General features: G+C 69.6%; 24 protein-coding genes and 1 riboswitch. Of the genes, 13 read left to right on the forward strand and 11 right to left on the reverse strand.

What is annotated here, in order from left to right; all coding sequences use genetic code 11:
- Position 1 precedes the first annotated feature (1 nt).
- Positions 2 to 1,189, reverse strand: a complete 1,188-nt coding sequence (locus AC07OY_RS03290) for an efflux RND transporter periplasmic adaptor subunit (protein ID WP_495041088.1) — start codon at positions 1,187 to 1,189, stop codon at positions 2 to 4.
- 293 nt (positions 1,190 to 1,482) lie between these two features.
- Here AC07OY_RS03290 and AC07OY_RS03295 point away from each other — a divergent pair, with 293 nt between their 5' ends.
- Positions 1,483 to 3,150 carry a serine hydrolase domain-containing protein gene (locus AC07OY_RS03295; RefSeq protein WP_495041089.1) on the forward strand — a complete coding sequence of 556 codons (1,668 nt, stop codon included), beginning with the start codon at positions 1,483 to 1,485 and terminating at the stop codon, positions 3,148 to 3,150.
- Positions 3,151 to 3,275: 125 nt separating this feature from the next.
- Here the strand turns inward: AC07OY_RS03295 and AC07OY_RS03300 are convergent, their stop codons facing one another.
- Positions 3,276 to 3,554, reverse strand: a complete 279-nt coding sequence (locus AC07OY_RS03300) for a 2Fe-2S iron-sulfur cluster-binding protein (protein WP_495041090.1) — start codon at positions 3,552 to 3,554, stop codon at positions 3,276 to 3,278.
- A 55-nt stretch (positions 3,555 to 3,609) separates the two neighbouring features.
- Positions 3,610 to 3,760: riboswitch (FMN riboswitch) on the forward strand.
- A gap of 90 nt (positions 3,761 to 3,850) precedes the next feature.
- On the opposite strand from AC07OY_RS03300, the gene AC07OY_RS03305 reads away from it, so the two are divergent.
- Genes AC07OY_RS03305 through AC07OY_RS03315 form a run of 3 tightly spaced genes read left to right on the forward strand, consistent with a single transcriptional unit; the run spans position 3,851 to position 5,810 of the window.
- Positions 3,851 to 4,342: a 6,7-dimethyl-8-ribityllumazine synthase gene (locus tag AC07OY_RS03305; protein ID WP_495041092.1), complete on the forward strand. Its 492-nt coding sequence runs from the start codon at positions 3,851 to 3,853 to the stop codon at positions 4,340 to 4,342.
- Between the two features lie 50 nt (positions 4,343 to 4,392).
- Positions 4,393 to 4,887, forward strand: coding sequence for a YgjP-like metallopeptidase domain-containing protein (locus AC07OY_RS03310; RefSeq protein ID WP_495041093.1), 495 nt, complete (start codon positions 4,393 to 4,395; stop codon positions 4,885 to 4,887).
- 14 nt (positions 4,888 to 4,901) lie between these two features.
- Complete coding sequence (locus tag AC07OY_RS03315; RefSeq protein ID WP_495041972.1) at positions 4,902 to 5,810, forward strand: tRNA dihydrouridine synthase; 909 nt, start codon at positions 4,902 to 4,904, stop codon at positions 5,808 to 5,810.
- Here the strand turns inward: AC07OY_RS03315 and AC07OY_RS03320 are convergent.
- The 3 genes from AC07OY_RS03320 to ftrA form a co-directional block, all read right to left on the reverse strand.
- A complete protein-coding gene (locus AC07OY_RS03320; protein ID WP_495041094.1) occupies positions 5,807 to 6,505 on the reverse strand; it encodes a DUF899 family protein in 699 nt (232 codons plus the stop codon). The two genes, AC07OY_RS03315 and AC07OY_RS03320, sit on opposite strands and share 4 nt — an antisense overlap.
- Positions 6,506 to 6,587: 82 nt before the next feature.
- A complete protein-coding gene (locus AC07OY_RS03325; RefSeq protein WP_495041095.1) occupies positions 6,588 to 7,247 on the reverse strand; it encodes a peroxiredoxin in 660 nt (219 codons plus the stop codon).
- An 86-nt stretch (positions 7,248 to 7,333) separates the two neighbouring features.
- Positions 7,334 to 8,320 carry a transcriptional regulator FtrA gene (gene ftrA / locus AC07OY_RS03330; RefSeq protein WP_495041096.1) on the reverse strand — a complete coding sequence of 329 codons (987 nt, stop codon included), beginning with the start codon at positions 8,318 to 8,320 and terminating at the stop codon, positions 7,334 to 7,336.
- A 64-nt stretch (positions 8,321 to 8,384) separates the two neighbouring features.
- Here ftrA and AC07OY_RS03335 point away from each other — a divergent pair, with 64 nt between their 5' ends.
- The 6 genes from AC07OY_RS03335 to dbpA all read left to right on the forward strand — a co-directional run bounded on the left by AC07OY_RS03335 (position 8,385) and on the right by dbpA (position 15,539).
- Positions 8,385 to 8,792 (forward strand): rhodanese-like domain-containing protein, encoded by a 408-nt coding sequence (locus AC07OY_RS03335; RefSeq protein ID WP_495041097.1) that lies wholly within the window; start codon positions 8,385 to 8,387, stop codon positions 8,790 to 8,792.
- Between the two features lie 22 nt (positions 8,793 to 8,814).
- Positions 8,815 to 11,040 carry a S9 family peptidase gene (locus AC07OY_RS03340; protein ID WP_495041098.1) on the forward strand — a complete coding sequence of 742 codons (2,226 nt, stop codon included), beginning with the start codon at positions 8,815 to 8,817 and terminating at the stop codon, positions 11,038 to 11,040.
- A 160-nt stretch (positions 11,041 to 11,200) separates the two neighbouring features.
- Positions 11,201 to 11,545: a translation initiation factor Sui1 gene (locus AC07OY_RS03345; protein ID WP_495041100.1), complete on the forward strand. Its 345-nt coding sequence runs from the start codon at positions 11,201 to 11,203 to the stop codon at positions 11,543 to 11,545.
- A 4-nt stretch (positions 11,546 to 11,549) separates the two neighbouring features.
- Positions 11,550 to 12,647: a helix-turn-helix domain-containing protein gene (locus AC07OY_RS03350; protein WP_495041101.1), complete on the forward strand. Its 1,098-nt coding sequence runs from the start codon at positions 11,550 to 11,552 to the stop codon at positions 12,645 to 12,647.
- Between the two features lie 73 nt (positions 12,648 to 12,720).
- Positions 12,721 to 14,145, forward strand: a complete 1,425-nt coding sequence (locus tag AC07OY_RS03355) for a S41 family peptidase (RefSeq protein ID WP_495041102.1) — start codon at positions 12,721 to 12,723, stop codon at positions 14,143 to 14,145.
- Entirely contained in the window at positions 14,142 to 15,539 is a 1,398-nt protein-coding gene (gene dbpA / locus AC07OY_RS03360) for an ATP-dependent RNA helicase DbpA (protein WP_495041103.1), read from the forward strand. The genes AC07OY_RS03355 and dbpA overlap by 4 nt, the downstream gene beginning before the upstream one ends.
- 6 nt (positions 15,540 to 15,545) lie before the next feature.
- Here dbpA and AC07OY_RS03365 read toward each other — a convergent pair whose 3' ends face one another.
- Complete coding sequence (locus AC07OY_RS03365) at positions 15,546 to 16,049, reverse strand: hypothetical protein (protein ID WP_495041104.1); 504 nt, start codon at positions 16,047 to 16,049, stop codon at positions 15,546 to 15,548.
- A 148-nt stretch (positions 16,050 to 16,197) separates the two neighbouring features.
- On the opposite strand from AC07OY_RS03365, the gene AC07OY_RS03370 reads away from it, so the two are divergent.
- From AC07OY_RS03370 to AC07OY_RS03380, 3 genes are all read left to right on the forward strand, one after another.
- Complete coding sequence (locus AC07OY_RS03370; RefSeq protein ID WP_495041105.1) at positions 16,198 to 17,082, forward strand: hypothetical protein; 885 nt, start codon at positions 16,198 to 16,200, stop codon at positions 17,080 to 17,082.
- Between the two features lie 128 nt (positions 17,083 to 17,210).
- Positions 17,211 to 17,435, forward strand: a complete 225-nt coding sequence (locus tag AC07OY_RS03375) for a hypothetical protein (RefSeq protein WP_119043205.1) — start codon at positions 17,211 to 17,213, stop codon at positions 17,433 to 17,435.
- A 99-nt stretch (positions 17,436 to 17,534) separates the two neighbouring features.
- Positions 17,535 to 18,653: a sensor domain-containing diguanylate cyclase gene (locus tag AC07OY_RS03380; protein ID WP_495041106.1), complete on the forward strand. Its 1,119-nt coding sequence runs from the start codon at positions 17,535 to 17,537 to the stop codon at positions 18,651 to 18,653.
- Between the two features lie 3 nt (positions 18,654 to 18,656).
- Here AC07OY_RS03380 and AC07OY_RS03385 read toward each other — a convergent pair whose 3' ends face one another.
- The 5 genes from AC07OY_RS03385 to AC07OY_RS03405 are packed head-to-tail and all read right to left on the reverse strand — an operon-like array spanning position 18,657 to position 23,455.
- Positions 18,657 to 20,426, reverse strand: coding sequence for a glutamine--tRNA ligase/YqeY domain fusion protein (locus tag AC07OY_RS03385; protein ID WP_495041107.1), 1,770 nt, complete (start codon positions 20,424 to 20,426; stop codon positions 18,657 to 18,659).
- A gap of 56 nt (positions 20,427 to 20,482) precedes the next feature.
- The gene (locus AC07OY_RS03390; protein ID WP_495041108.1) at positions 20,483 to 21,298 is read right to left on the reverse strand and encodes a hypothetical protein; all 816 of its coding nucleotides are present in this window, start codon (positions 21,296 to 21,298) and stop codon (positions 20,483 to 20,485) included.
- Positions 21,299 to 21,308: 10 nt separating this feature from the next.
- Positions 21,309 to 21,563, reverse strand: a complete 255-nt coding sequence (locus AC07OY_RS03395) for a hypothetical protein (protein ID WP_495041109.1) — start codon at positions 21,561 to 21,563, stop codon at positions 21,309 to 21,311.
- Positions 21,564 to 21,614: 51 nt separating this feature from the next.
- On the reverse strand, positions 21,615 to 22,394 hold the full coding sequence (locus AC07OY_RS03400; RefSeq protein WP_495041110.1) for a LytR/AlgR family response regulator transcription factor: 780 nt from the start codon (positions 22,392 to 22,394) through the stop codon (positions 21,615 to 21,617).
- Positions 22,391 to 23,455, reverse strand: coding sequence for a sensor histidine kinase (locus tag AC07OY_RS03405; protein ID WP_495041111.1), 1,065 nt, complete (start codon positions 23,453 to 23,455; stop codon positions 22,391 to 22,393). The genes AC07OY_RS03400 and AC07OY_RS03405 overlap by 4 nt, the downstream gene beginning before the upstream one ends.
- Positions 23,456 to 23,476 lie beyond the last annotated feature (21 nt).

Raw genomic sequence — 23,476 nt, forward strand, 5'->3', positions numbered from 1 at the left:
GTCAGGCGCCCTTGCTCGCGGCGGAGGCCGGCGCGGAGGGCGGAGCGCCCGCCTTCTCGCCCTTCTTCTTGCTGGCCGAGCCGGCCGGCACCGGCGACACCGGCTGGCCGGGCCGGGCGCGCTGCAGGCCTTCGACGATGAGCTTGTCGCCCACCTTCAACCCGCTTGTCACCAGCCACTGGTTGCCGACCGCGCGCTCCAGCACGAGGCGGCGACGCTCCGCCTTGCTGCCTTCGCCGACGACCAGGGCCGTCGCGTCACCCGTGGGCGAGCGGCTGACGCCTTGCTGCGGCACCAGGATGACGCCGCTGTCCACGCCGGCCAGCAGACGGGCGCGCACCACCATGCCGGGCAGCAGCGTGCCCTTGGGGTTGGGCACGGTCGCGCGCAGCGTCACGGCGCCGGTGCCGCGGTCCACGGTGACGCCGCTGACCTGCAGCGTGCCGGGCTGCGGGTGCTGGCTGCCGTCCTCCAGGATGAGCTTGAGCTTGCGGCTGCCGCTGTCGCCGTCGAGCTGGCGGCGCAGCGTCAGCATCTCGGCGCTGCTCTGGACGATGTCGATCTGCATCGGATCCAGCTGCTGCACGGTGGTCAGGGCCTGGGTCTGGTTGGCCGTCACCAGGGCTCCGGCGGTGACGGTCGAGATCTCCACGCGGCCGTGGATGGGCGAGGAGATGCGTGCGCGCTCCACCTGCACGCGGGCGGCGTCCAGTGCCGCCTTGGCCACGGCCACGTCGGCCTCGCCCTGCTTGAGCAGGCCGGCGCTGTCGTCGGCGGCCTGGCGGCTGATGGCGTCGGCCTTCAGCAGTTCAGCATCGCGGGCCGCCTTGCTGCGGGCCACGGCCAGCGAGGCCTCGGCCTTCTGCACGGCGGCGGCGCTGCGGGCGCGCTCGGCTTCGAAGCTGGCTGCGTCCAGCTGGTAGAGGGCTTGCCCGGCCTTGACCGTCGATCCCTCGGTGAACAGCCTTTTCAGCACGATGCCGCTCACCTGAGGGCGGATCTCGGCCATCTGGCTGGCCGCCAGGCGGCCCGGCAACTCGAGCTCCAGCGGCGCGTCCTGCGCACTGACGGTCACCACGCCCACTTCCGGCGGGCCGCCCTTGGCGGGCTCTGCCTTCTTGTCCTGGCAGGCGCCCAACAGCAACAGGGCGCCGAGGGTGGGGAGGGTGAGTAGCTTATGGAAGGTCATGTCGCCGCATGCTGGCATCGGAGGGGTGAAAGTGTCCCAGACCTTGTGCATGCCGCCGTCCGGTCGGCAAGACTTTGTTCGCCGAAATGGTGCGCAAGTCTGTGGATAAGCCTGGAGCCGGTGGTCTAAGCCCTTGTCAGGCCCGGCCAACCCACAAACTGCCCAAAAAGCTGGCAGGGCTCGCCGGGGCCGCTGCGGCTCATGCCCTGCTTTCTACCGTTGGTCGCACGCCCGCTTGCCGCCAACCGGGTCCGCCGCGATGCTGCGCGCCGTTCAAACCTCCGTTTGCAGCCATGCGCACACCCTCGATTTCCATCGCCGTCCTGCTGTCCCTGCTGATCGGTGCGGCACACGCCGGCCAGCCCGCCACGCCCGCGGCCATGGCGGCCTATGCCGAGAAGCTGCTCGACGAAAGCAAGATCAACAAGGACGGCCCCGGCGTGACCGTGCTGGTGGCGCGCGGCGACCAGCTGCTCTACAAGGGCGCGCGCGGCATGGCCAGCATCGAGCTCGGCGTGCCCCTGCAGCCCGACCAGCTGATGCGCATCGGCTCGGTCACCAAGCAGATCGCCGCCGCGGCCCTGCTCAAGCAGATCGACGAAGGCAAGGCCAAGCTGGACGATCCGCTGTCCAAGTTCCTGCCCGACTATCCCGACGGCAGCCGCATCACGCTGCGCCAGCTGCTCAACCACACGTCGGGCGTCAAGAGCTACACCGGCATCCCGGGCTATATGCACAACCAGATCCGCCGCGACCTCAGCACGGCCGAGCTGGTCAAGGAGTTCAAGGACCAGCCGGTGGACTTCCAGCCCGGCGAGAAGTGGGCCTACAACAACTCCGGCTATGTGCTGCTCGGCGCCGTCGTCGAGGCCATCTCGGGCAAGAGCTGGCATCAGTCCATCGACGAGCTGCTGCTCAAGCCCGCCCACATCAGCAGCATCCACTTCCAGGCCGGCGACAAGCTCTTCAAGGGCATGGCCCAGGGCTATACGCTGAACGCCCAGCGCGAGGTGGCACCGGCCGGCCTGCTCAGCATGACCCAGCCCCATGCCGCCGGCGCGTTGATCGCCAACACCGAAGGCCTGTGGCGCTGGAACCAGGCCCTGCACGGCGGCAAGCTGCTCAGCAAGGCCAGCTACGACGGCATGACCACGCCGGTGGCGCCGGCCGCGGCCCACCGCTATGGCTACGGCCTCTTCACGGGCACCCTGCGTGGCCAGCCCATGCTCTTCCATGGCGGCGGCATCCATGGCTTCGTGTCGGTCCTGAACTACCTGCCGCAGAGCCAGACCACCGTCGTCATCCTGCGCAACAGCGACGGCCCCGGCCTCGCCATGGAGACCGTGTCGCGCAAGCTGGCGGCCTTTGCCATCGGCGAGCCCTTTGCCGATCCCAAGCCGGTGGCCGTGCCGGCCGAGCAGCTCAAGGCGGCCGAGGGCGTCTATGTTCGGGACCAGCAGACCCGCACCCTGCGCGTGAAGGATGGCGCGCTGACCAACCAGCGCAGCGGTGGCGGCGTGGGCCCGCTGATCGCGCTGGGCGAGGATCGCTTCGCCATTCCTGAGCAATTGACGACGATGAAGCTGGAGCGGGGTGCCGATGGTCGCGTCAACGCCGTGCAGGTTTTCAACCAGGGTGAGCCCGAGGGCGAGCGCTGGACCCGCCGTGGCGACCTGCCGGCCGATCGCGTCTACCAGCCCTTGGCCCCGGCGCAGCAGCAGGCCCTGGTGGGCGACTACACCTCGCCCCAGTTGTCCGTGCGCGTCTTCGTCGACGACAAGGGCCGGCTGATGGGCCAGGCGCCGGGCCAGCCGGCGTTTGAGCTCAAGGCCCAGGCGCCGCGCCAGCTCTATGTGGCCGAGGTCGACGCCGTGCTCGATTTCAGCGCCGAGGAAGGCAAGGCGGCGTCGCTGACCCTGACCCAGGGCGGCCAGAAGCTGCTCATGCAGCGCAGACATTGAAGCCCCTCGTCCAAGGAGTACCTTAGCCGGTCGCCCGAGGGGACGGCGATGCTTGCCGGTTCGACCGGCAAGCACATCGCCAGAGCGGGCCGGCTAGGGGCGGCCCGTCGCTCGGCCCGCCGGTTTCAAATCGGGTATCGCAGCGTCACGTCGCTGCGCGGCTCCGCCACGCAGGGCAGGATGAAGCCCTCCGCCTTCTCTTCATAGGACAGGCCGGGCCATTCGATGCGGTGCTCGATCCGCCCCGCTTCGAGGTGGGAGAGGCAGGTGCGGCAGGTGCCCGTGCGGCAGGACCAGGGCAGTTCGACGCCGGCGGCCAGGCCGGCCAGCAGCAGGGTCTGGTCGGCCGCGGCGGGGAACTGTTCACCGCCGGGGAGTAGCGTCACTCTAAATGTCTCGGACATGACCGCCATCATGCCGTCCCGCCCCTAATATGGCGTCGCCGGCTCGCAAGGCCGGCAGCGTTCTCAGGGCGGGGCGGAATTCCCCACCGGCGGTATGTGCGCAAGCACGAGCCCGCGAGCGCCTTCACCGCGCAAGCGACGAAGGGTCAGCAGACCTGGTGCGATGCCAGGGCCGACGGTCACAGTCCGGATGAAAGAGATCGCGTCGTGTCGGCGCCTTTCCATGCAAGCGGAAGGGCGCTGCTGCTGCGTGCGCTTGCCCTGATTCTGGAAAAACCGTCTTTCAAGAGGACACCATGAATCAGACCCTCAACCCCACATTCAACCTGTCCCGCCTGCCGCGCGTGGCCATCCTGGCCGCCAGCTGGCACAAGGACATCGTCGGCGTCGCCGTGGCGGCCATTCGCAGCGAGTTTGGCCGATGTCGAATCCCTGCCGAGCAGGTCACCGTCATCGATGTGCCGGGCGCTTTCGAGATTCCGCTGCATGCCCAGCGCCTGGCGCGCAGCGGCCGCTTCGATGCCGTCATCGCCTGCGGCCTGGTCGTGGACGGCGGCATCTACCGCCATGACTTCGTCGCCCAGACCGTCATCCAGGCGCTGATGGACGTGCAGCTGTCCACCGACGTGCCGGTCTTCTCCGCCGTGCTGACGCCGCATCACTTCCACGAGCATGGCGAGCACAAGCGCTTCTTTGCCGAGCACTTCTCCACCAAGGGCGTGGAGGTGGCCCGCGCCTGCCTCGCGACAATAGCGAGCCTGGAGCAGCTGGAAACGCTGCCCGCCTGACCTCGCACCGCGCGGCGCTCACCCGGGCGCCGTGCCTTTTGAACCGCACCATGCTTGCCGCCCGCTACCTCGCCGGCTATCCCGCTGAACTGATCGTCCAGGCCGAACAGCTGCGCCTGGAAGGCCGCCTGGCCGACCACCTGGCCCGACGCCTGCCCGAACGCCATGAGGTGCGCAGCGACACCGCCCTGTTCGACCATGTGCAGGAACTGAAGAACCGCCACATGCGCAATGCCGGCCCGCTGCAATACGTGGGCTTCGACGCCAAGCTGCGCGTGCTGCAGCAGGCCCTGGGCACCCACACCCGCCGCACCCAGGTGCAGGGCGCCAAGCTCAAGACCCGCCGCGAGATCCGCGTCGCCACGCTGTTCAAGGAGGCGCCGGCCGCGCTGCTCAACATGATCGTCGTGCACGAGCTGGCTCATCTGCGCGAGCTGGAGCACAACAAGGCCTTCTACCAGCTCTGCCAGCACATGGAGCCGGACTACTTCCAGCTGGAGTTCGATCTGCGGCTGTATCTGATGCACCTCGAGGAGAGCAAGTGATCCTCCTCGCCCCGATGGAAGGCCTGCTCGACCACATCCTGCGCGATGTGCTGACCCGTGTCGGCGGCGTGGACCGCTGCGTGAGCGAGTTCATCCGCGTGACCGACCAGTTGCTGCCCAAGCGTGTCTTCACGCGCATCGTGCCCGAGCTGCACAACGGCGGCCGCACGCTGGCCGGCGTGCCCGTGCACCCGCAGCTGCTGGGGTCGGACGTCACTTGCCTGGCCGAGAACGCGGCGCGTCTCGCGGAGCTCAGGCCCGAGGGTATCGACCTGAATTTCGGCTGCCCGGCCAAGTGCGTGAACCGCCACCGCGGCGGCGCTGTGCTGCTGGACGAGCCCGAGCTCATCCATGAGATCGTGTCGGCGGTGCGCCGTGCGGTGCCGATGGATGTGATGGTCTCGGCCAAGATGCGCCTGGGCTATATGGACAGCAGCAAGACGCTGGACGTTGCCCGCGCCATCCATGCGGCCGGTGCCCAGGAGATCGTCGTCCACGCCCGCACCAAGGCCGATGGCTACAAGCCGCCGGCCTATTGGGAGCGCATCGCCGAAGTGCGCGAGGCGGTGCCCCTGACGATCATCGCCAACGGCGAGATCTGGACCGTCGAGCACGCCGAACTCGCGCGCGAGCGCAGCGGCTGCGAACACCTGATGCTGGGCCGTGGCATGGTGGCCGACCCCGGCCTGGCATTGCGGGTGGCGGGTTCGCGAAGCACTTGCCTGCCATGGGCCGAGCTGCTGCCGCTGATGCAGGTCTTCTTCGACCAGGTGCGTGCCACCGTCGCCGCCAGGCACCAGGGCGGCCGCCTCAAGCAATGGCTGCACTATCTGAAGCGCGCCTATCCGGAGGCCGAGGCGGCGTATGCCGAGCTGCGCACCGTCAACGACCCGGATGAGCTGGCGCGGCGCCTCTTCGCCTAGTACTGCAGCTTGGGATACCAGTCCGTGCCGCGCCCCTCGGGCGTCAGGTCCAGGATGGACCACAGCGAGGCGATGTCGGGCGCGTCGCGCGGATCCTGGCCGGGGTCGGCCATCTCGCGCGTCATTGCGCTGGACCAGAACAGCCTCACCTCGTCGCCATCGCGCTTGAATACGGCCAGGGCCGGGTTCTCGCTGCCGTCGGGGTTGAGCAGGCCGAGGTCGCTGGCGTAGTCGTCGCCCAGCGTCTGCACGAAGTTCAGGTCGCGCCAGCCGCGCTGCTGGGCAAAGGCGTACTGCCGCTCGACCGGCGAGCGCCCGAGGATCTTCAGCGCCACGCGCTGCTTGATGTCGGCCGCATTGCCGTTCACGGCGCCCAGCCAGTTGGTGCACATCGGGCAGGGCCGCTCGCGCTGCGGGCCGTACATCCAGAAATAGGTGACCAGGGCGTCCTTGCTGCCGAAGAGCTCGGCCAGGCTGACCTCGAAGCCCTGCTCGTCCTTGAAGCGGTAGGGCTTCTTGATGACGGGGCCGGGCGGCAGCGCGCGCCGCTGCTCGGCCACCCGGGTCATGTGGCGGCGGAACTCGATCTCCTCGGCCAGCAGGGCCTTGCGCGCCTGCAGGTATTGCGCCGAGGCGCCGGGGAAGGGGATATTGGCCTTCTCGGCCAGCTGGGCGGTGGGGGTGAGCGGGGCCATTGCGGTCTTTCGGTATTGCCGAAAAAGCCTAACTCCTATGTCCGCCGGCATCCCCCTCCAGTCGTAACAGATTGCCCGGCGATCAGCCCGGCAGCTTGGTGATGCGCAGATAGGGCTTGGGGGCCTTCCAGCCCTGCGGGAACAGGGTCTTGGCGTCTTCGTCGGAGACCGAGCCGGCGATGATGACGTCGTCGCCCTTCTTCCAGTTCACCGGCGTGGCGACCTTGTGCTTGGCGGTCAGCTGCATGCTGTCCAGCACGCGCAGGATCTCGTCGAAGTTGCGGCCCGTCGTCATCGGGTAGGTCAGCATCAGCTTGATGCGCTTGTCCGGGCCGACGATGAAGACCGAACGCACCGTGGCGTTGGTGGCGGCGGTGCGTCCCTCGGACGTGCCCTCGATGTCGGCCGGCAGCATGTTGTAGAGCTTGGCGACGGCCAGGTCATGGTCGCCAATCATGGGGTACTTGGGCAGATGGCCCTGCGTCTCCTCGATGTCGGCGGCCCAGCGGTGGTGGTTGTCCACGGGGTCGACCGACAGGCCGATCAGCTTGGCATTGCGCTGCGTGAACTCGGGCTCGATCTTGGCCATATAGCCCAGCTCGGTCGTGCACACCGGCGTGAAGTCCTTGGGGTGGGAGAACAGCACGGCCCACTGGTCGCCGATCCAGTCGTGGAACTTGATCTCGCCTTGCGTGGTCTGGGCGGTGAAGTCGGGGGCGATGTCATTGATGCGCAGGGACATGGGGCTCTCCATGGGTGGCCGGGGGAAGGAGGGGATCATAGGAACGAAGCAAGGTCCTGTTGCGCATGAGCTTGTTCGGGAAATATCTATGCCGCGGCGCCGAACGACGCACGGTAAGCCCGCGGCGCCAGGCCCAGCCGGGCCTGGAAGTGATGGCGCAGCGCCTGCACGCTGCCAAAGCCGGCTTCGGCCGCGACGCGCTCGACGGGCAGGGCGCTGGCCTCCAGCAGGCGCTGCGCCTCGGCCACGCGTTCGGCGATCAGCCAGTCGCCCGGTGACTGCCCGGTGGCCTCGCTGAAGCGGCGCAGGAGGGTGCGCGGGCTCATGGCGGCCGCCTCGGCCATGCGCTCCACCGTCCAGGGCGCGCGCAGGTCGGCGCGCACCTGCTCCAGCACGCCGGCCAGGCGATGGGCGCGGTCGGCCGGCACGGGCCTCTCGATGAACTGGGCCTGGCCGCCGCTGCGGTGGGCCGGCATGACGAGGCGGCGCGCGACGCTGTTGGCCGCCTCGATGCCGAAGTCGCTGCGCACGATGTGCAGCATCAGATCGATGCCGGCGGCGCTGCCGGCCGAGGTCAGCACGCGGTCCTCCTCCACATAGAGGACGCTGGCATCGACCTCGATGGCCGGGTGGCGCCCGCGCAGCTTGTCGGCATAGCGCCAGTGCGTCGCCGCGCGGCGGCCGTCCAGCAGGCCGGTGGCCGCCATCACAAAGGCGCCCGAGCAGATGGAGGCCAGGCGCGCACCGCGCTGCCAGGCCTGGCGCAGGCGTTGGGCGAAGGCTTCCGGCACGGGCGCGTCGGCGCCCTTCCAGCCGGCCATGACGATGAGGTCGGCGCGGTCCAGCAGTTCCAGGCCCCCGTCGGTTGTGACCTTGAGGCCGCCATGCGCGCGCAGCGGTCCGGGCTCGATGGCGGCGCTGGCGAAGCGGTACCAGCCCGGGCCCATCTCGGGCCGCGACAGGCCGAAGATTTCCGCCGCGATGGCGAACTCGAAGGTGCACAGGCCGTCGTAGACCGGCGCCACCACCAGCGGGCCGGCGGTGTTTGGCGTGATCTTGTCGATACTCGTCATGGGCGCCAATTGTGGGCCAGGGCGGGCGCCGCGACCATGGCGCATCTTTCAACCGGAGCCCACCATGCCCTCCCATGTGTCTGCTGTTCCCGCCGCCCCGTCCGCCGAAGCCGAGGCCCATTTCGCTGCCGAATTCAGCTTCGAGGCCGACTGCTGGGATGTGCACGACGCTTTCAGCCGCGGCGAAGTCGACTTCGTGCTGCTGGACGTCCGTTCGGCCGAGCTCTATGCCCTCGGCCATGTGCCCGGCGCCATTCACTTCCCGCACGGCAAGCTGGTCGAGAGCAAGCTCGCCGCCTGGCCGATGGACACCCTCTTCGTCACCTATTGCGCCGGCCCGCACTGCAACGGCGCTGCCCGTGGCGCTCTGCGCTTGGCGAGGCTGGGCCGGCCGGTGAAGATCATGGCCGGCGGCCTGACCGGCTGGGTGGATGAAGGCTTCGAGCTGGCCCAGGAGGCCCCGGCTGCCTGAGCGGCGCCGCTAGCATGCAGGGATGAAAAAACTTGTCTGTCCGATCGCCTGCGTCTTCATGACGGGCGCGGTCATGGCGTTGTCCACCGCCCCTTCGCCGCCATCGCCGCCATCGCCGACCCTCGAGCGACTCACGGCCGATCCGCCGTTGGCAGGCCGCCTGCCGCGTCAGGCAGAAGTGTCGCCCGGTGGGCAGTGGGTCAGCTTCCTGCGGCCCTCGCAGGCCGACAGCGAAGTGCTGGAGCTGTGGGCGCAGCCGGCGGCCGGCGGCGAGCCGCGCAAGCTGGTGGCTGCCTCCGATCTGCTCGGCGGCGCGGAGCAAAAGCTCTCCGAGGCCGAGAAGATGGCGCTGGAGCGGCAGCGCATCAGCCAGCGCGGCATCACCAGCTACCAGTGGTGTGGCGGCGATGACAGCGCGTTGCTGTTCCCGTTGTCTGGCGACCTCTACGTCGTGCGCCTCGCTGCCACCGGCCCGCTGGCACAACGCTTGACGCAGACACCCGATGCCCCCAAGCAGAACCCGCGCTGCGCCCCTGACGGCCGAAGTCTGGCCTATGTGCAGGGCGGCAACCTCGTGGTGCTGCCACTGAAGGCGGGGGCGGCCCCGCGCCCGCTCACGCGCGACGGAAGCGCCACGCTGGGCTGGGGCCTGGCCGAGTTCATCGCGGCCGAGGAACTCGGCCGCCAGCGTGGGTTCTGGTGGTCCAAGGACAGCAAGTCGCTGCTGGCCCTGCGCGTCGACGAGTCCGGCGTGGCCGTCAAGACGCGGGCGCAGATCTTTGCCGACCGCACGGCCATGACCGAGCAGCGCTACCCCGCCGCCGGTGAAGCCAATGCCAAGGTCAGCGCCTTCGTCATCGACGCGGCCACGGGGCGGCAACAGGCGCTGCCCTTGCCCACGGGCGCGGAGTACATCGCGCGCGCCGGATGGTTTGGCGACGGCACGCCCTGGCTGCAATGGTTCGACCGGGCGCAAACCCGGCTCACGCTGACCGAATACAAGACCGGCGCCGCTCCACGCGACGTCACCGTGGAGACCGACCCGGCCTGGGTCGAGGTTCACGACGATCTGATGGAGACACCGCGCGGCCTGTTGTGGTCCAGCGAGGCCAGCGGGCGGCGGCAACTGCTGCTGATCGACCGCGCGAGCGGCCGGCGCACGCCGCTGTCGCAGATGCCCGAGGCGGTGGCCCACGCCGTCTGCGCCAACGAGGGGGGCGTCGTGTTCGCCGCGGCAACGGACTGGGGGCGCGGCCAGGAGCTCTACCGCATCTCGCTGGCCGGTGGCCGTGAGGAGGCCCTGCCGGGGGCCGGCGAACGCCAGTGGCGCGACGCCAAGGCCGATGCCGGCTGCAACCGGCTGCTGGTGACGCGCTCGGCCTGGGGGCAGCCCCCTCAGCTGGAGTTGCGCAGCCTGGGTGGTGGCGCCGCCATCGCGCTGACCGGCGACGCTCCCGACAAGGCACTCGCCACCTTTGCAAACACACCGGACCCGCTGGCGCTGGTCGCAGCAGACGGCCGCACGCCGCTGAACGCCTTCTTCTTCGCGCCTCGGCGTCAAGGCGGCAAGCATCCGGTGATCGTGATGGCCTATGGCGGCCCGGGGTCCGCCACGGTCAACTGGGGCTGGGGCCGTGACATGCCGTTGATTGCCTACTGGCAGCATCGCGGCTATGGCGTGCTGACGCTGGACACGCGCGGCATGCAGCACCGTGACCGCGACTTCACCCGCGCTCACCACCGCGCTTTCGGCCAGGTCGAGGTGGCCGACCTCTTCGCCGCCGTGCGCCAGTTGCCTGCGCGCATCCCCAGCGTCGACGCTATGCGCATAGGCTTCTTCGGCTGGAGCTATGGCGGCTTCCTCGGCGCCCGCGCCATGCTGGATGCCGACACGCCCTTCGCCGCCGCTGTCGCCGTGGCGCCGGTGACCGACTGGACGCTCTACGACACGGCCTATACCGAGCGCTACCTCGGCATGCCGGAAGGCGGCAAGGCGGCCACCTATGCCAGCGCCAATCTGCCGACCCGCGCCGCGCTGCTGTCCAAGCCCTTGTTGCTGGTTCACGGCACGGCCGACGACAACGTGCTGTTCGAGCACACGCTGCGTCTCGTCGAAGCCCTGCAGACGGCCGGCAAGACGTTCGACCTGCAGATCTATCCCGGCAAGGCCCATGGCATTGCCGGCCGCGCGGCGCGGCTGCACCTGTATCGCACCATGGATGCCTTCTTCGAGCGGACGTTGAAGTGAGCCCCTCGCCCAGTCTTGCCGCGCTGAATGCGGGCAAACCCGGTCGGTCTCCCCAGGGGACGGCGCTGCTTGCGGCATCGAGCCGCAAGCACATCGCCCTGCGGGCCGGCTAGGGGCGGCCCGTCGCTCGGCCCGGAATATCTGAATTCAAATTTGACCCATGACCCTCGTCTATTCCACCGATGTCGGCCGCGTCTGCCCCGGCTGCGGCCAGCCCGTGGCGCAATGCAGTTGCAAGGCCAAGGTCCGCCCGGCGGGGGACGGCATCGTGCGCGTCAGCCGCGAGACGGCGGGCCGCAAGGGCAAGGGCGTCACCGTCATCAAGGGCCTGCCGCTGGACGACGCGGCGCTGACCGCTTTGGCCAAGCAGCTCAAGGCCGTCTGCGGCAGTGGTGGCACGGTCAAGGACGGTGTCGTCGAGATCCAGGGCGATCACCTCGACAAGGCGCTGGCCTGGCTGAAGGCGCGGCCGGAGGGCTGGACGGTCAAGCGCGCTGGCGGCTGAGCCCGTGATCCGCTTCGGCCCCTGGAGCACCACGCTGGGCCTGGGGGCGCTGTTCGCCCTGGCCGTGGCCGCGGCCCTGATCGCCCCGGCGGCCCAGCGCCGCGCCAACCGCTGGGTGGCCGCGCTGCTGGCCGTCATGGCGCTGAAGCTGACGCCCTACGTCATCGGCTATGCCGGCTTCTACGACGCCTGGCCCTGGCTGAGCTTCGCGCCCCTGGACCATGAGCTGGCCCTCGGGCCCCTGCTGTGGCTGCATGTGCAGCAGCGCACGCGTGCCCAGCTGCCGCGCGGCTGGGCCTGGCATCTGCTGCCGGCCGCGCTGATCGCCCTCTACTTCGCGATCTGCTTCGTGCAGCCCCTGGCCTGGAAGGACCACTGGAACGACACGGTCCACGCCCGCTTCATTGCGCCGGTGCTGACCTGGGCCGGCCTGGTTTCGCTGGCCGTCTACCTGGCCCTGGCCTGGCGCCGGCATCGCGACTTCCAGGCCTGGCTGGGCCAGCATGTCAGCAACGCCGACGAGCACCGCTACAGCGGCCTGGCCGGCACCCTGGCCGCCCTGGGCCTGCTGCTGGCCGTCAGCCTGCCCTACGAGGCCGCGACGGCGGTCTGGCGGCTCAACTATTTCGACCGCTTCGGCCTCTACCTCGCGCTGACCGTTCTCGTCTTCGCCCTGGGCCTGGAGGCCTGGCGCCATGCCGGGCAGCGCCATCCGCTGCAGCCGGATGCGGCGCCGCCAGAGCCGCCCGCGCCGCGCCCACCGCCCGACTGGGCTGCGCTGGGAGCGAGCTGGCGCGAGCGCGCCGAGGCCGAAGCCTGGTTCCGCGACCCGGAGCTGAGCCTGGACAGCCTGGCCCGGCTGCTGGGCACCAACAGCAACTACCTGTCGCGGGCCTTCAATGAGGGCCTGGGCCAGGGCTTTGCGGAGGTCATCGGCGGCCTGCGCGTGGCCTGGCTGCAGCAGCGCCTGGCCGCCGGGTCGGATGAGGACCTGCTCGACCTGGCCCTGCAGGCCGGCTTCAGCTCCAAGACCAGCTTCAACCGCGTCTTCAAGGCCTGCACCGGCATGACGCCGTCGGCCTGGCGGCGTGCCAAATCCTGAAAAGCTGAAGATCCACGCGGACTTGTGCTGATCTGGGGCGCGTGCGGGCGCGGCTGCGGCGAGGCTGGGCGGCATGAAAAACCTGCTGCTCGCCCTCGGCCTGGCCTGGGCACTCGGTGTCGCCCAGGCCAGCCCCGAACTCAGCGCCGACCAGGCCCGCCGCGACCTGCGCATCCTGCAGCGGGCGCTGACCGAGCTGCATCCCGGCCTCTACCGCTACGCCGCGCCGGCGCAGATCGAGGCCGGCTTCGCGGCCGCCCAGGCCGAGGTGGCGAATGGCGCCAGCCGCGGCCAGCTCTATCTGCTGGCCACGCGCCTGGCCGCCGCCGTGCGCTGTGGACACACCTGGACCAACCCTGCCAACCAGCCGCCGGCCGTGCGGGAGATGCTGGGCCGCCGGACACTGCCCCTGGTGCTGCGCTTCGTCGAGGGCCGCATCCTTGTCGTGGCCAGTGCCAGCCCGGCGGTGCCGGCGGGCAGCGAGCTGCTGGCCATCGAGGGCCTGACGCCGGCCGAGATTGCCGCCGTCCTGTTGCCCTATCTGCGCGCCGACGGCGGCAGCGACGGCAAGCGCCTGGCCCAGCTGGACGATGACGCCAATGGCGGCGCGATGCAGCGCCTCTTCCCGCTGCTGTTTTCGCCCGGGCCCGAGGGCTGGCGGCTGAAGCTGGCGGATGGGCGGGAGGTGAGGGCGGCGGTGCTGACGGCCGCAGAGCGCGAGCAGGCGCTGCGGGCCACGGGCTGGCGTGAACCCGACCGCGGCTGGCGGCTGCGCATCGAAGACGGCATCGCCGTGCTGACCCTGCCCAGCTTCGCCTTCTGGGATCGCCAATTCGACGGCGCTGCCTTCCTGGAGCGCAGCTTTGCCGAGCTGGCCGAGCGTGGCATCGCCCGCCTCGTCATCGACCTGCGTGACAACGAAGGCGGCGACGACGCCCTGGGCCGGGCCCTGCTCAGCCATCTGATCGCCCGGCCCTTCACCCAGCCCGGCGGCCGCCGCGAGTCGGCTTATGAGCGCGTGCCCTATGTGCTGGCGCGCCATCTCGACACCTGGGACTTCGGCTTCTTCGACCGCACCGGCCAGGTCACGAAGACGGCAGGCCGCAACTGGGCGATGCCGGATGCACCGCCGCGCGTCATCGAGCCCTCGGCACGCCCCTTCGCGGGGCGCGTCGTCGCCCTGGTCGGCCCCCACAACAGCTCGGCCGGCTATCTGCTGGCGCGCGACCTCCAGGCCAGCGGCGCGGCCACGCTGCTGGGCCGGCCCACCGGCGGCAATCGGCGCGGGCTGAACGGCGGGCAGCTGGCCTGGCTGACGCTGCCGGCCTCCGGCGTGGCTGTGGACATCCCGCTGGTGGCGAACTTCGCGCCCGGCGATCCGCCGGATGCGGGCGTTCAACCCGATGTGCAGGTGGTGCCGCGCTGGGGAGAAGTAGACGCCGAACTCTCGGCTGCGCTGAAGCTGCTGCAAGGCGAGCCGCGACAATCGGGCCGATGACCGATACCGCCTTCGACCGCCTGCCCCTCAGCCCCGCCATGCTGGCCAACCTCGGCCAGCTCGGCTACGCGCAGATGACGCCCATCCAGGCCGCCAGCCTGCCGCTGGCCCTGGCTGGCAAGGACGTCATCGGCGAGGCCCAGACCGGCTCGGGCAAGACGGCGGCCTTTGCCGTTGCGCTGCTGCATCGCTTGAAGGCCGACCTGCCGCGCGTGCAATCCCTGGTGCTCTGTCCCACCCGCGAGCTGGCCGACCAGGTCACCCAGGAGATCCGCCGCCTGGCCCGCGCGGCCGACAACATCAAGGTGCTGAGCCTGTGCGGCGGCAATCCGATGAAGCCGCAGATGGAAAGCCTGTCCTTCGGCGCGCACGTCGTCGTCGGCACGCCGGGCCGGCTGATCGACCATCTGGAGCGCGGTTCGCTCGACCTGGCGGCCCTGAACACCCTGGTGCTGGACGAGGCCGACCGCATGCTGGACATGGGCTTCCTGGACGACATCAAAGCGATTGCCAAGCGAGCGCCCGCCAACCGGCAAACTCTGCTGTTCTCTGCCACCTTCCCGGAGGGTGTCAACGACATCGCCGCCAAGTTCATGCGCGACCCGCAGACGGTCCAGGTCGCCGGCTCGACCAGCGCGGCGGCCTCCACCATCCGCCAGATCGCCTACGAAGTGGGCGAGGGCGAGCGCCTGGATGCCGTGCCCCGCCTGCTGCGCGCCTTCCGGCCCGAGTCGACCATCGCCTTCTGCAACACCAAGCAGCAGTGCCGCGACCTGGAGGCCGTGCTGGCCGCCCAGGGCTTCGTTGCCCTGGCCCTGCATGGCGACCTGGAGCAGCGCGACCGCGACCAGGTGCTGATCCAGTTCGCCAACCGCAGCGCCTCGGTGCTGGTGGCCACCGACGTGGCCGCCCGCGGCCTGGACATCGCGAATCTCGCCTGCGTCATCAATGTCGACATCAGCGCCGACGTCGAGCAGCATGTGCACCGCATCGGCCGCACCGGCCGCGCGGGGGCGGAGGGCCTGGCCCTGAGCCTGGCCAGCCTGGACGAGATGGGCCGCATCGGCCGCATCGAGCAGCTGCAGGGCGCCGAGTTCAAGTGGCAGCCGCTGGCCGACGTCAAGGACGCGCGCGGCGGCCCGCTGCTGCCGGCCATGGACACGCTGCAGATCCTGGGCGGCCGCAAGGAGAAGATCCGCCCCGGCGACATCCTCGGCGCGCTGACCGGCGAGGCGGGTTTCGCGGGCACGCAGATCGGCAAGATCAACGTGACCGACTTCCACAGCTATGTGGCCGTGGAGAGAAGCATCGCCAAGGAAGCGGTGAAGCGGCTGTCGCTGGGCAAGCTCAAGGGCCGCAAGGTCAAGGTCCGCCGCATGGCCGACCTTGAGTGAGCGGAACTAGTTGAGCCCCTGCTTGGCCCTTTCCCGGGCCATGTAGTTGTTGTGCGCCTGGTCGCGCTCGCGCTGCACGCGAGCCTCGCGGGTCTCCCAGTCGCCGCAGCTGAAATAGGAGCCGCCGAACAGCCAGCCCATCAGGCTGGAGCCGTCAACGGCCTTGCCTTCGCCGGCCGTGCAGACCATGGCGGCCTTGGAGCCGCTCTGTTCGGCCAGGGCCTCCTGCACGAGCATGGAGCGCGACATCAGCACCGAAGCCGGCATGGCGACGGCCAGCAGCACGCCACCGATGACAAAACCCTTGGTCCAGCGCGGCAGGGCGTTGGCGGCGGGCGCCGGCGCCGCGGCCGTGCGCGCCGGCGTGGGCTGCGGCCGGGGAAAGGGCACGGTGGCCGTGAAGCTCGTCGCCTCGGTGGCCGTGCTGTCGCCGGGGCGCCGGCCGCCGCCGGTGCCGCTGAGCAGCCGCGGCTGGGCGGAACGGGTGGGCGAGGAGGTCGTGGTCGGCATGACTTCGGAATGCTAGAAAGCCCCCGCTGCCCGGGCTGTGAGCAATTGCAAGCGCGGCACCCGGCCATCCGGCATTTGTGCAGGAAGTCACGAATCGGTTAGGCTGGCCTAACGCGCTGAACCAGGGTTGTCAGCGGTGCCCGCCAAGATGCAAAGAAGAAGACTGCTGCAGGGACTGCCCGCGCTGCTTGCCGCCGCGGCCGGGCCAGCGCACGCCCAGGAGCTGACGCTGACGCTGCGCTCGCCGGACAGCGAGACCGATCTGCGCAACGCCTACAACCGCGATGCAGTGCAGCTCGCCTTGGAGAAGACGCGCGCCACCGACGGCCCCTACCGCCTGCAGCTGTCCGCGCCCATGAACAAGCGCCGCGCGCTGCTGGAGGCTGCCCAGCAGTCCGTGCCCAATTTCCTGCTCGTCACCGGGCCCGAGACCGGGCGTGCCGCCGGGCTCGTGCCGGTGCTGTTTCCCATCCATCTCGGTGTGAGCCGCTACCGCGTCTGCTTCGTGCATGCGTCCAGCCGCGCACTGCTGCGCGAGGCCGAGACGGTGAGCGCCGTGGCCCGGCTGCGCCATGTGCAGGGCCGCGGCTGGGCGGATGCCGACATCCTGCGCGCCAACGGCTTCACGGTGGCCGAGATCAGCACCTACGAGGCGCTGTTCCAGATGGTCGCCCTGGGCCGCGCCGACGCCTTCTGCCGCAGCGTGCTGGAGGTGGGCGAGGAAGTGAAGGCGCATGCCGGGCTCAAGGGCCTGGCCCTGGACGACAGCGTGCTGCTGGCCTACGACCTGCCGCAGTACATCTACACCCATCCCGGCAATCATGTGGCCATCGAGCGCATCGCCCGGGGCCTGCGCATGGCCTACGCCGACGGTTCCCTGCAGGCCCTGCTGCGCCAGCATTTGCAGCCTTCGCTGGCCCTGCTCAATCTGCCGCAGCGCCGGCTGATGACGCTGAACGTGCCCGGCGCCGCCATCGTCGAGATGAACGACCGGCCCTTCCAGGTCGACGTGCTGCGTGCGCCGCCGCGTTAGGAGCTGAAACGGGCGTGACATGTTGGCGCCTGGGCAGGCAACTGCGGGGGGCGGCGAGCGCGGCTGCGACCTTTTCACGCGCAACGGGGGCATGCGGCGCCTAGTCTGCAATCAAGACGAGGTGCCCCATGAACTCACGCCCCATGCCCCTGATGTGTGACAACTACGAGCTGCGTTTCGAGTCCCTGTTCCAGGCCGGCCGCGCTCTCGCCTTCCCCTGCGATGCACAGGGCGGCGTGCGGCTGGACTCGCTGAGCGACAGGGCGCGGCAGAACTATCTGTTCGCCCGCGCCGTGGTCGGCCGCGAATACGCCACACCCATCGTGCTGCGCTGCGGCGGCGCCCGCGATTGATGACGCTGGCGCACCAGTGAATTGCGCCGGGCGGGCTTTCGCAGCGCACGGCCCAGGCCCAAGATGCGGCCATCGTGAAGCGCCGCGAGGAATGACGCCATGCCTGCCACTGCCCGACCGCCCAAGCAAAAGACCGCCACCACGTCGGCGATGCTGCGCTGGTTTCGCGGCGAGGCCACGCCCGCGCGGCCCCTGGCAGCCGCACCCGGGCCGGAGGCCCGGCGCCTCGCGGCCCTGTCCCACTACGACATCCTCGACACCGAGGCCGAGCCGCAGTTCGACCTGATCGCCCGCCTGGCCAGCGAACTGACCGGCAGCCCGGTGGCTGTCATCAACCTGGTCGCCAACGACCGCGTCTGGACCAAGGCCTCGGTGGGCGTGCCGCGCGGCGACATGGGCCGGGACCAGGCCTATTGCTCACTCGTCATCGATGCGCCCGGGGGCCTGCACATCGCCGACCTGCGTGCCGACGCGCGCACCCGTGACCTGCCCCTGACTCGGGACAAGGGCTACATCATGTACAGCGGCGTGCCGCTGTGCGCTTCCTGCGGCGCACCCATCGGCACGCTGGCCGTGCTGGACACCATCCCGCGCCGCCTGACCGACAGACAGCTCGACTGGCTGGCGCAACTCGCGCAGCAGGCCATGGCCCTGCTGGAGCTGCGCCGCAAGCAGCGCGAGCTGCAGCAGGCCCAGGCCGAACTGCAGCGCCTGGCCCATACGGATGCACTGACCGGCCTGCTGAACCGTCGCGCCTGGGACGAGGCCAACACGCTGGAAGGCGAACGCGAGAAGCGCTGGGGCGAGGGCCATGCCGTCATCGCGCTGGACCTGGACCACTTCAAGAAGGTCAACGACAGCCACGGCCATGCCGCCGGCGACGCGGTGCTGAAGGCCGTCGGCGGCCTGCTGGCCCAGAGCTTTCGCAAGCTGGACTCGGTGGCCCGCATCGGCGGCGAGGAGTTCGGCGTGCTGCTGCCGCACACGCCGGCGGCCGACGCGGCCCAACTGGCCGGCGAGCTGCGCGCCGCCATCGAGGCGCTGCGCATCCCCGTCGGCGAACTGGAACTGCGCATCACGGCCAGCATAGGCGTGGCCCACAGCAGCGAAGCCGCCGACGCCCAGGCCCTGGCCGATGCGCGCAGCTACGCCGCCAAGCGCGGCGGGCGCAACCGCGTCGTCAGCAGCGGCGGCGGGGCGAGCCTGCTGGCTGCTTGAGTCCTATTTGGCGAAGCTGTCCTTCAGCCCGGTGATCTTGTTGAACACGGGCTTGTCCGCGCGGTGGTCCACGCGGTCGGTCACGAAATAGCCGTGACGCTCGAACTGCCAGCGCGCATCTGAGGGCGCCCCGGCGAGCGAGGGCTCGACGAAGGCCTGCACCACGCGCAGCGAGTTCGGATTGACGAACTCGAGGAAGTCGCGGCCGCCGGCATCGGGCTGGGGTTCGGCAAACAGGCGCTCATAAAGGCGCACTTCGGCCGCAACGGCCTCGTGGGCGCCCACCCAGCCAATCGTGCCCTTGACCTTGACGGCATCCGCGCCGGGCGTGCCGCTCTTGGTGTCGGGGATGACGGTGGCCAGGGCGGCGGTGATGTTGCCATCCGCGTCCTTCTCGGCGCCGGTGCATTCGATGATGTAGCCGGCCTTCAGGCGCACCTTGTTGCCCGGGAAGAGGCGGAAATAGCCCTTGGGCGGCGTCTCCATATAGTCCTCGGCCTCGATCCACAGCTCGGGGCCAAGGGAGAACTTGCGTTGACCCAGTTCAGGCTTGTGCGGGTGGGCGGCCGTCTCGCAGGGCTCGCGGTGCTCGGCGCTGCCGAAGACTTCGGCGTAGTTGGTCAGCTTGAGCTTGAGAGGCTGCAGCACGGCGAAGGCGCGCGGGGCCTGGGGTTCGAGGTCGGCGCGCAGGGCCTGGTCCAGCACGGTGTCGTCGATCCAGGCGTTCTGCTTGCTGGCGCCGGTGGCCTCGACCATGGCGCGCACGCTGGCCGGCGTGAAGCCGCGGCGGCGCAGGCCCACCAGGGTCGGCATGCGCGGGTCGTCCCAGCCGCTGACGTGGTTTTCCTCGACCAGCTGGCGCAGCTTGCGCTTGCTGGTGACGACGTAGTTCAGGTTCAGGCGGCCGAATTCGATCTGCTGCGGCAGCGGGCGGGCCAGCAGCCCCAAGTCGGCCAGATGCTCCAGCAGCCAGTCGTAGAAGGGCCGCTGGTCTTCGAACTCCAGCGTGCAGATGCTGTGGGTGATGCGCTCCAGCGCGTCCTCGATGGGGTGGGCAAAGGTGTACATCGGATAGATGCACCACTTGTCGCCGGTGGCATGGTGTTCCGCATGCTTGATGCGGTACAGCGTCGGGTCGCGCAGATTGATGTTCGGCGAGGCCATGTCGATCTTGGCGCGCAGCACCATGGCGCCGTCGGCGTGCTTGCCGTCGCGCATCTCGCGCAGGCGGGCTAGGTTCTCGGCCGGGGTGCGGTCTCGGAAGGGGCTGTTGACGCCCGGGCGGCCAAAGTCGCCGCGGTTGGCGCGCATGTCCTCGGCGCTCTGCTCGTCCACATAGGCGTGGCCGGCGTTGACCAGGGCTTCGGCGGCCGCGTACATGAAGTCGAAATAGCTGCTGGCTTCAAACAGGTTGTCGCCCCAGCTCCAGCCCAGCCACTGCACCATCTCCTTGATGGCGTTGACGTACTCCAGCTCTTCCTTCTCAGGGTTGGTGTCGTCGAAGCGCAGATGGCAGGCGCCGCCGAAGTCGCGCGCCAGGCCGAAGTTCAGGCAGATGCTCTTGGCATGGCCGATGTGCAGATAGCCGTTGGGCTCGGGCGGGAAGCGGGTGCGGATGCGGGCTTCGTCCAGCGGGCCGGCACCGTGATGGGCCGCGTCGCCGGGCGTGCCGGCGAAATGTCGGCCGGCAAAAGTGCCGGCTTCGAGATCGCTCTCGATGCGCTGGCGCAGGAAATTGGTCGCCGGGGCGGCGGGGGCGGCGGGGTTGCTCATCGTCGGCTCTGGAAATGGAAGCGGGCCGCTTTTTCAGGCCCGCGATGGCACCGATTCTAAGGAAGCCGCTGCCCGGCCCTCAGCGGCAGCCTCACATGGGCCAGGCCAATGCTGATCCAGACCGCCACGCTGAAGTAGAGCGTCATCCAGACGACCTCGCTGCGCCAGTGCGCCCAGTCGTGCGACACATGCCAGCGGCTGGACACATCCGCGACGCCGGCGGCCACCGTCGTGTAGGTGCGGCCGGCGGCCTCGTCGGCCAGCCAGCGGGCCCAGTACATGGGCACGTCGACCACGAACATATAGGCCGCATAGGCACTGCCGGCGACGATGGCCAGGGCCAGCCAGCGCCGCCCGCGGGCGTTCGCCTGTGGCCACATCGCCAGCATGGCCAGCACGCTGAGCACGGCGGCCGTGCCCCACAGCGTCTCCTCGACGACATGGCCGATGTTGCGCGTGGTCAGCACCGCGTACCAGGAGTTGACCTCGGCGATCGCGATCAGCGGCACGATGGCATGGGCCACCCAGAGGCTGAAGCGGTGGCCGGTCGTCAGCGCCCCGCCGCGCAAGAGCAGGGCCCATTGGGCGGCAAAGCTCAGCTCGGCGATGGTGGCGACGGTGCGGCCCACCAGCACGCTCGATGCCCAGGAATCCACCATGACGACGCGCGGCACGTCGAAGACCGGCAGGAAGGAGCGGTAGCCGCAGCCCAGCACATACAGGGCCGACAGCAGCAGCTGCAGGCGCTGGTGGGGCCAGGTGGTGCCGTCGGGGCGGTGGCGGTGCAGCCAGGCGGTCGAGGCCGTCCAGGCAATCAGATTCAGGCCGGCGATGGCGCAGAGCAGATGCCACCAGTAGGTTGCGTCGGACATCTTGTTCTCCTTACGCCGACTTCCGCGGCCGACCTGTCTTGACCGGTTCGAGCCGGTCCAGCGCCGCGGCGAGGGCCTTGGCATCGAGCTGGGCCAGGACCTGCAGGCCGGCACGCAGCAGCTCGCTTTTCTTGGCCTCGCGCTTGACGTCGTGCAGGCGGTTCTTCAGCTCCTTGAGCAAGGCGTAGTCGGCCTCGGGCATGGTGAAGCCGTCGCGAACCAGCTTGGCGCGCTCAGGAGGGGCGGGTTTGCGGTGTGGGTTCATAACGATGGAAACCGTTTATACGGTTTCCATCGTTTGCTTGCTATCGCGCGGCTACAAGGCTTTGAAACGATTCGCGTGCACGCGGCTGACGGTCAGCGTCTCGGGGCGGTGGCGCAGCGTCAGCAGCACCGTGCCGTTTTCCTGGCGCTGGGCGCGGGCGACGGCGTCGATGTGGACGACGGTGGAGCGGTGCACCTGCCAGAAGCGCTCGGGGTCGAGCTGGGGCAGCAGTTCGCGCAGCGATGCCCGGACCCAGTACTCGCGCTCCGCCGTCAGCGCGCGCACATATTTGTCGGCGGCTTCGAGGTAAGCGATGGCCTCCACCGGCACGAGTTCGATGGCGTCGCCGACGGCGGCCTGCAGATGCCGCAGTCGCGGGGCCGGCGAGACGGCCTGGGTCAGCAGCTGGCGCAGCGACGCCAGCGTGGCGTCCCCGGGGACGGGCTGTTGCAGACGGGCCTGCAGGCGCGCGACGCTCTGGGCCAGGCGCTCGGAGGTGACGGGCTTGAGCAGATAGTCGGCCGCCGCCGCATCGAAGGCCTGCAGGGCGTACTGGTCATAGGCCGTGACGAAGACGAACAGGGGCAGGGCGCCGGCGCCATCGGGCCAGTCCTCCGTGATGGCCTGGGCGGCCTCCAGCCCGGTCATGCCGGGCATGCGAATGTCCAGGAAGCAGAGCTGGGGCCGGTGCTGCAGGGCCAGCTCGACGGCCGCGGTGCCGCTGCCGGCCTGGGCGACGATGTCCAGCCCCGGCCAGGCCGAGGCCAGTTCGGCGCGCAGGTTCTCGGCCAGCAGCAGCTCGTCTTCGGCGATGAGGGCGGTCGTTTTCATGCGGGGATCTCGATGCGGGCGATGCTGCCGCCGCCGTCCTGGGCTTTCAGCTCGAAGCTCGCGGCGTCGCCGTAGCGCTGGGCGAGGCGCTCACGAACCTGACTCAAACCAAAGCCGGTGCCAGGCAGGACCGTCGCTTGGACCAGCCCGGCGCCGCTGTCGGCCACTTCGAAGACCAGCCGCGCTCCCTGCCTCGAAGCTTTCACGCTCAGCTCGCCTCCCTCCACATGCGGCTCCAGCCCATGCTTGATGGCGTTCTCCACCAGCGGCTGCAGCAACAGCGGCGGGATGGCGATGCCGGCCAGTTCGGCCGGCAGGTCCAGCTTCACGCGCAGGCGTTCACCCATGCGCAGCTGCATCAGGGCCAGGTAGTCTGACAAGCGCTCGAACTCTTCGGCCAGCGGATGCTCGGTGGCGCGGCTGGCCTGCAGCGTGGCGCGCAGATAGTCGATCAGCTGGTCCAGCATGCGCTGGGCTTCGTCGGGCTGAAGCTTGATCAGCACACGCAGATGGGCCAGGGTGTTGAACAGCATATGAGGCTCCAGCTGGCTCTGCAGCAGCGTGAGCCGCGCCTCGGCCGCCTGCCTCTCGGCCTCCACGCGTTCGATGCGGGCCGCGTTGATCTTGAACAGCGAGAAGAAGAACCAGGTGGACACCACCGAGATCAGCAGCGTGAAGCTCACCGACAGCATCACCCGCCGGTCGGTCGCCTGCCAGAGCTGCATCGTGCGGCCACCGCTGATGAGGTCGCCCAGCCACAGGCCGCCGCTGTAGCCGGCCAGCGAGCCCAGCAGGATGCAGGGCAGCATCCAACCCCAGCCTATCCATCCATGGCGCAGCGCGGCCGAATCGCCGCCCCTGCGTCGTAGCAGCAGGGACAGGCCATGGGTCAGCAGCGAGATGTAGATCGAGATCTGCACGCCGACCGTGAACGCGTACAGCATGCCATGCCAGAACCTGCCGCCGCGCAGCAGATAGTTCAACAGCCCCACGATCAGACAGATTGCAATCGTGCCGCCGACATAGGTCGGCCATTCGCGGCGGTTGGGGGCAGCACTCATGCGGCAAGCATCGGCTGACGT

This window comes from Roseateles sp. GW821-FHT09H10, from assembly GCF_059415865.1.

What these genes read in the sequence shown, in the direction of transcription:
- AC07OY_RS03290 (WP_495041088.1), bottom strand. Translation starts at nt 1,189, where the DNA reads ATGACCTTCCATAAGCTACTCACCCTCCCCACCCTCGGCGCCCTGTTG.
- AC07OY_RS03295 (WP_495041089.1), top strand. Translation starts at nt 1,483, where the DNA reads ATGCGCACACCCTCGATTTCCATCGCCGTCCTGCTGTCCCTGCTGATC.
- AC07OY_RS03300 (WP_495041090.1), bottom strand. Translation starts at nt 3,554, where the DNA reads ATGTCCGAGACATTTAGAGTGACGCTACTCCCCGGCGGTGAACAGTTC.
- AC07OY_RS03305 (WP_495041092.1), top strand. Translation starts at nt 3,851, where the DNA reads ATGAATCAGACCCTCAACCCCACATTCAACCTGTCCCGCCTGCCGCGC.
- AC07OY_RS03310 (WP_495041093.1), top strand. Translation starts at nt 4,393, where the DNA reads ATGCTTGCCGCCCGCTACCTCGCCGGCTATCCCGCTGAACTGATCGTC.
- AC07OY_RS03315 (WP_495041972.1), top strand. Translation starts at nt 4,902, where the DNA reads ATGGAAGGCCTGCTCGACCACATCCTGCGCGATGTGCTGACCCGTGTC.
- AC07OY_RS03320 (WP_495041094.1), bottom strand. Translation starts at nt 6,505, where the DNA reads ATGGCCCCGCTCACCCCCACCGCCCAGCTGGCCGAGAAGGCCAATATC.
- AC07OY_RS03325 (WP_495041095.1), bottom strand. Translation starts at nt 7,247, where the DNA reads ATGTCCCTGCGCATCAATGACATCGCCCCCGACTTCACCGCCCAGACC.
- ftrA (WP_495041096.1), bottom strand. Translation starts at nt 8,320, where the DNA reads ATGACGAGTATCGACAAGATCACGCCAAACACCGCCGGCCCGCTGGTG.
- AC07OY_RS03335 (WP_495041097.1), top strand. Translation starts at nt 8,385, where the DNA reads ATGCCCTCCCATGTGTCTGCTGTTCCCGCCGCCCCGTCCGCCGAAGCC.
- AC07OY_RS03340 (WP_495041098.1), top strand. Translation starts at nt 8,815, where the DNA reads ATGAAAAAACTTGTCTGTCCGATCGCCTGCGTCTTCATGACGGGCGCG.
- AC07OY_RS03345 (WP_495041100.1), top strand. Translation starts at nt 11,201, where the DNA reads ATGACCCTCGTCTATTCCACCGATGTCGGCCGCGTCTGCCCCGGCTGC.
- AC07OY_RS03355 (WP_495041102.1), top strand. Translation starts at nt 12,721, where the DNA reads ATGAAAAACCTGCTGCTCGCCCTCGGCCTGGCCTGGGCACTCGGTGTC.
- dbpA (WP_495041103.1), top strand. Translation starts at nt 14,142, where the DNA reads ATGACCGATACCGCCTTCGACCGCCTGCCCCTCAGCCCCGCCATGCTG.
- AC07OY_RS03365 (WP_495041104.1), bottom strand. Translation starts at nt 16,049, where the DNA reads ATGCCGACCACGACCTCCTCGCCCACCCGTTCCGCCCAGCCGCGGCTG.
- AC07OY_RS03370 (WP_495041105.1), top strand. Translation starts at nt 16,198, where the DNA reads ATGCAAAGAAGAAGACTGCTGCAGGGACTGCCCGCGCTGCTTGCCGCC.
- AC07OY_RS03375 (WP_119043205.1), top strand. Translation starts at nt 17,211, where the DNA reads ATGAACTCACGCCCCATGCCCCTGATGTGTGACAACTACGAGCTGCGT.
- AC07OY_RS03380 (WP_495041106.1), top strand. Translation starts at nt 17,535, where the DNA reads ATGCCTGCCACTGCCCGACCGCCCAAGCAAAAGACCGCCACCACGTCG.
- AC07OY_RS03385 (WP_495041107.1), bottom strand. Translation starts at nt 20,426, where the DNA reads ATGAGCAACCCCGCCGCCCCCGCCGCCCCGGCGACCAATTTCCTGCGC.
- AC07OY_RS03390 (WP_495041108.1), bottom strand. Translation starts at nt 21,298, where the DNA reads ATGTCCGACGCAACCTACTGGTGGCATCTGCTCTGCGCCATCGCCGGC.
- AC07OY_RS03395 (WP_495041109.1), bottom strand. Translation starts at nt 21,563, where the DNA reads ATGAACCCACACCGCAAACCCGCCCCTCCTGAGCGCGCCAAGCTGGTT.
- AC07OY_RS03400 (WP_495041110.1), bottom strand. Translation starts at nt 22,394, where the DNA reads ATGAAAACGACCGCCCTCATCGCCGAAGACGAGCTGCTGCTGGCCGAG.
- AC07OY_RS03405 (WP_495041111.1), bottom strand. Translation starts at nt 23,455, where the DNA reads ATGAGTGCTGCCCCCAACCGCCGCGAATGGCCGACCTATGTCGGCGGC.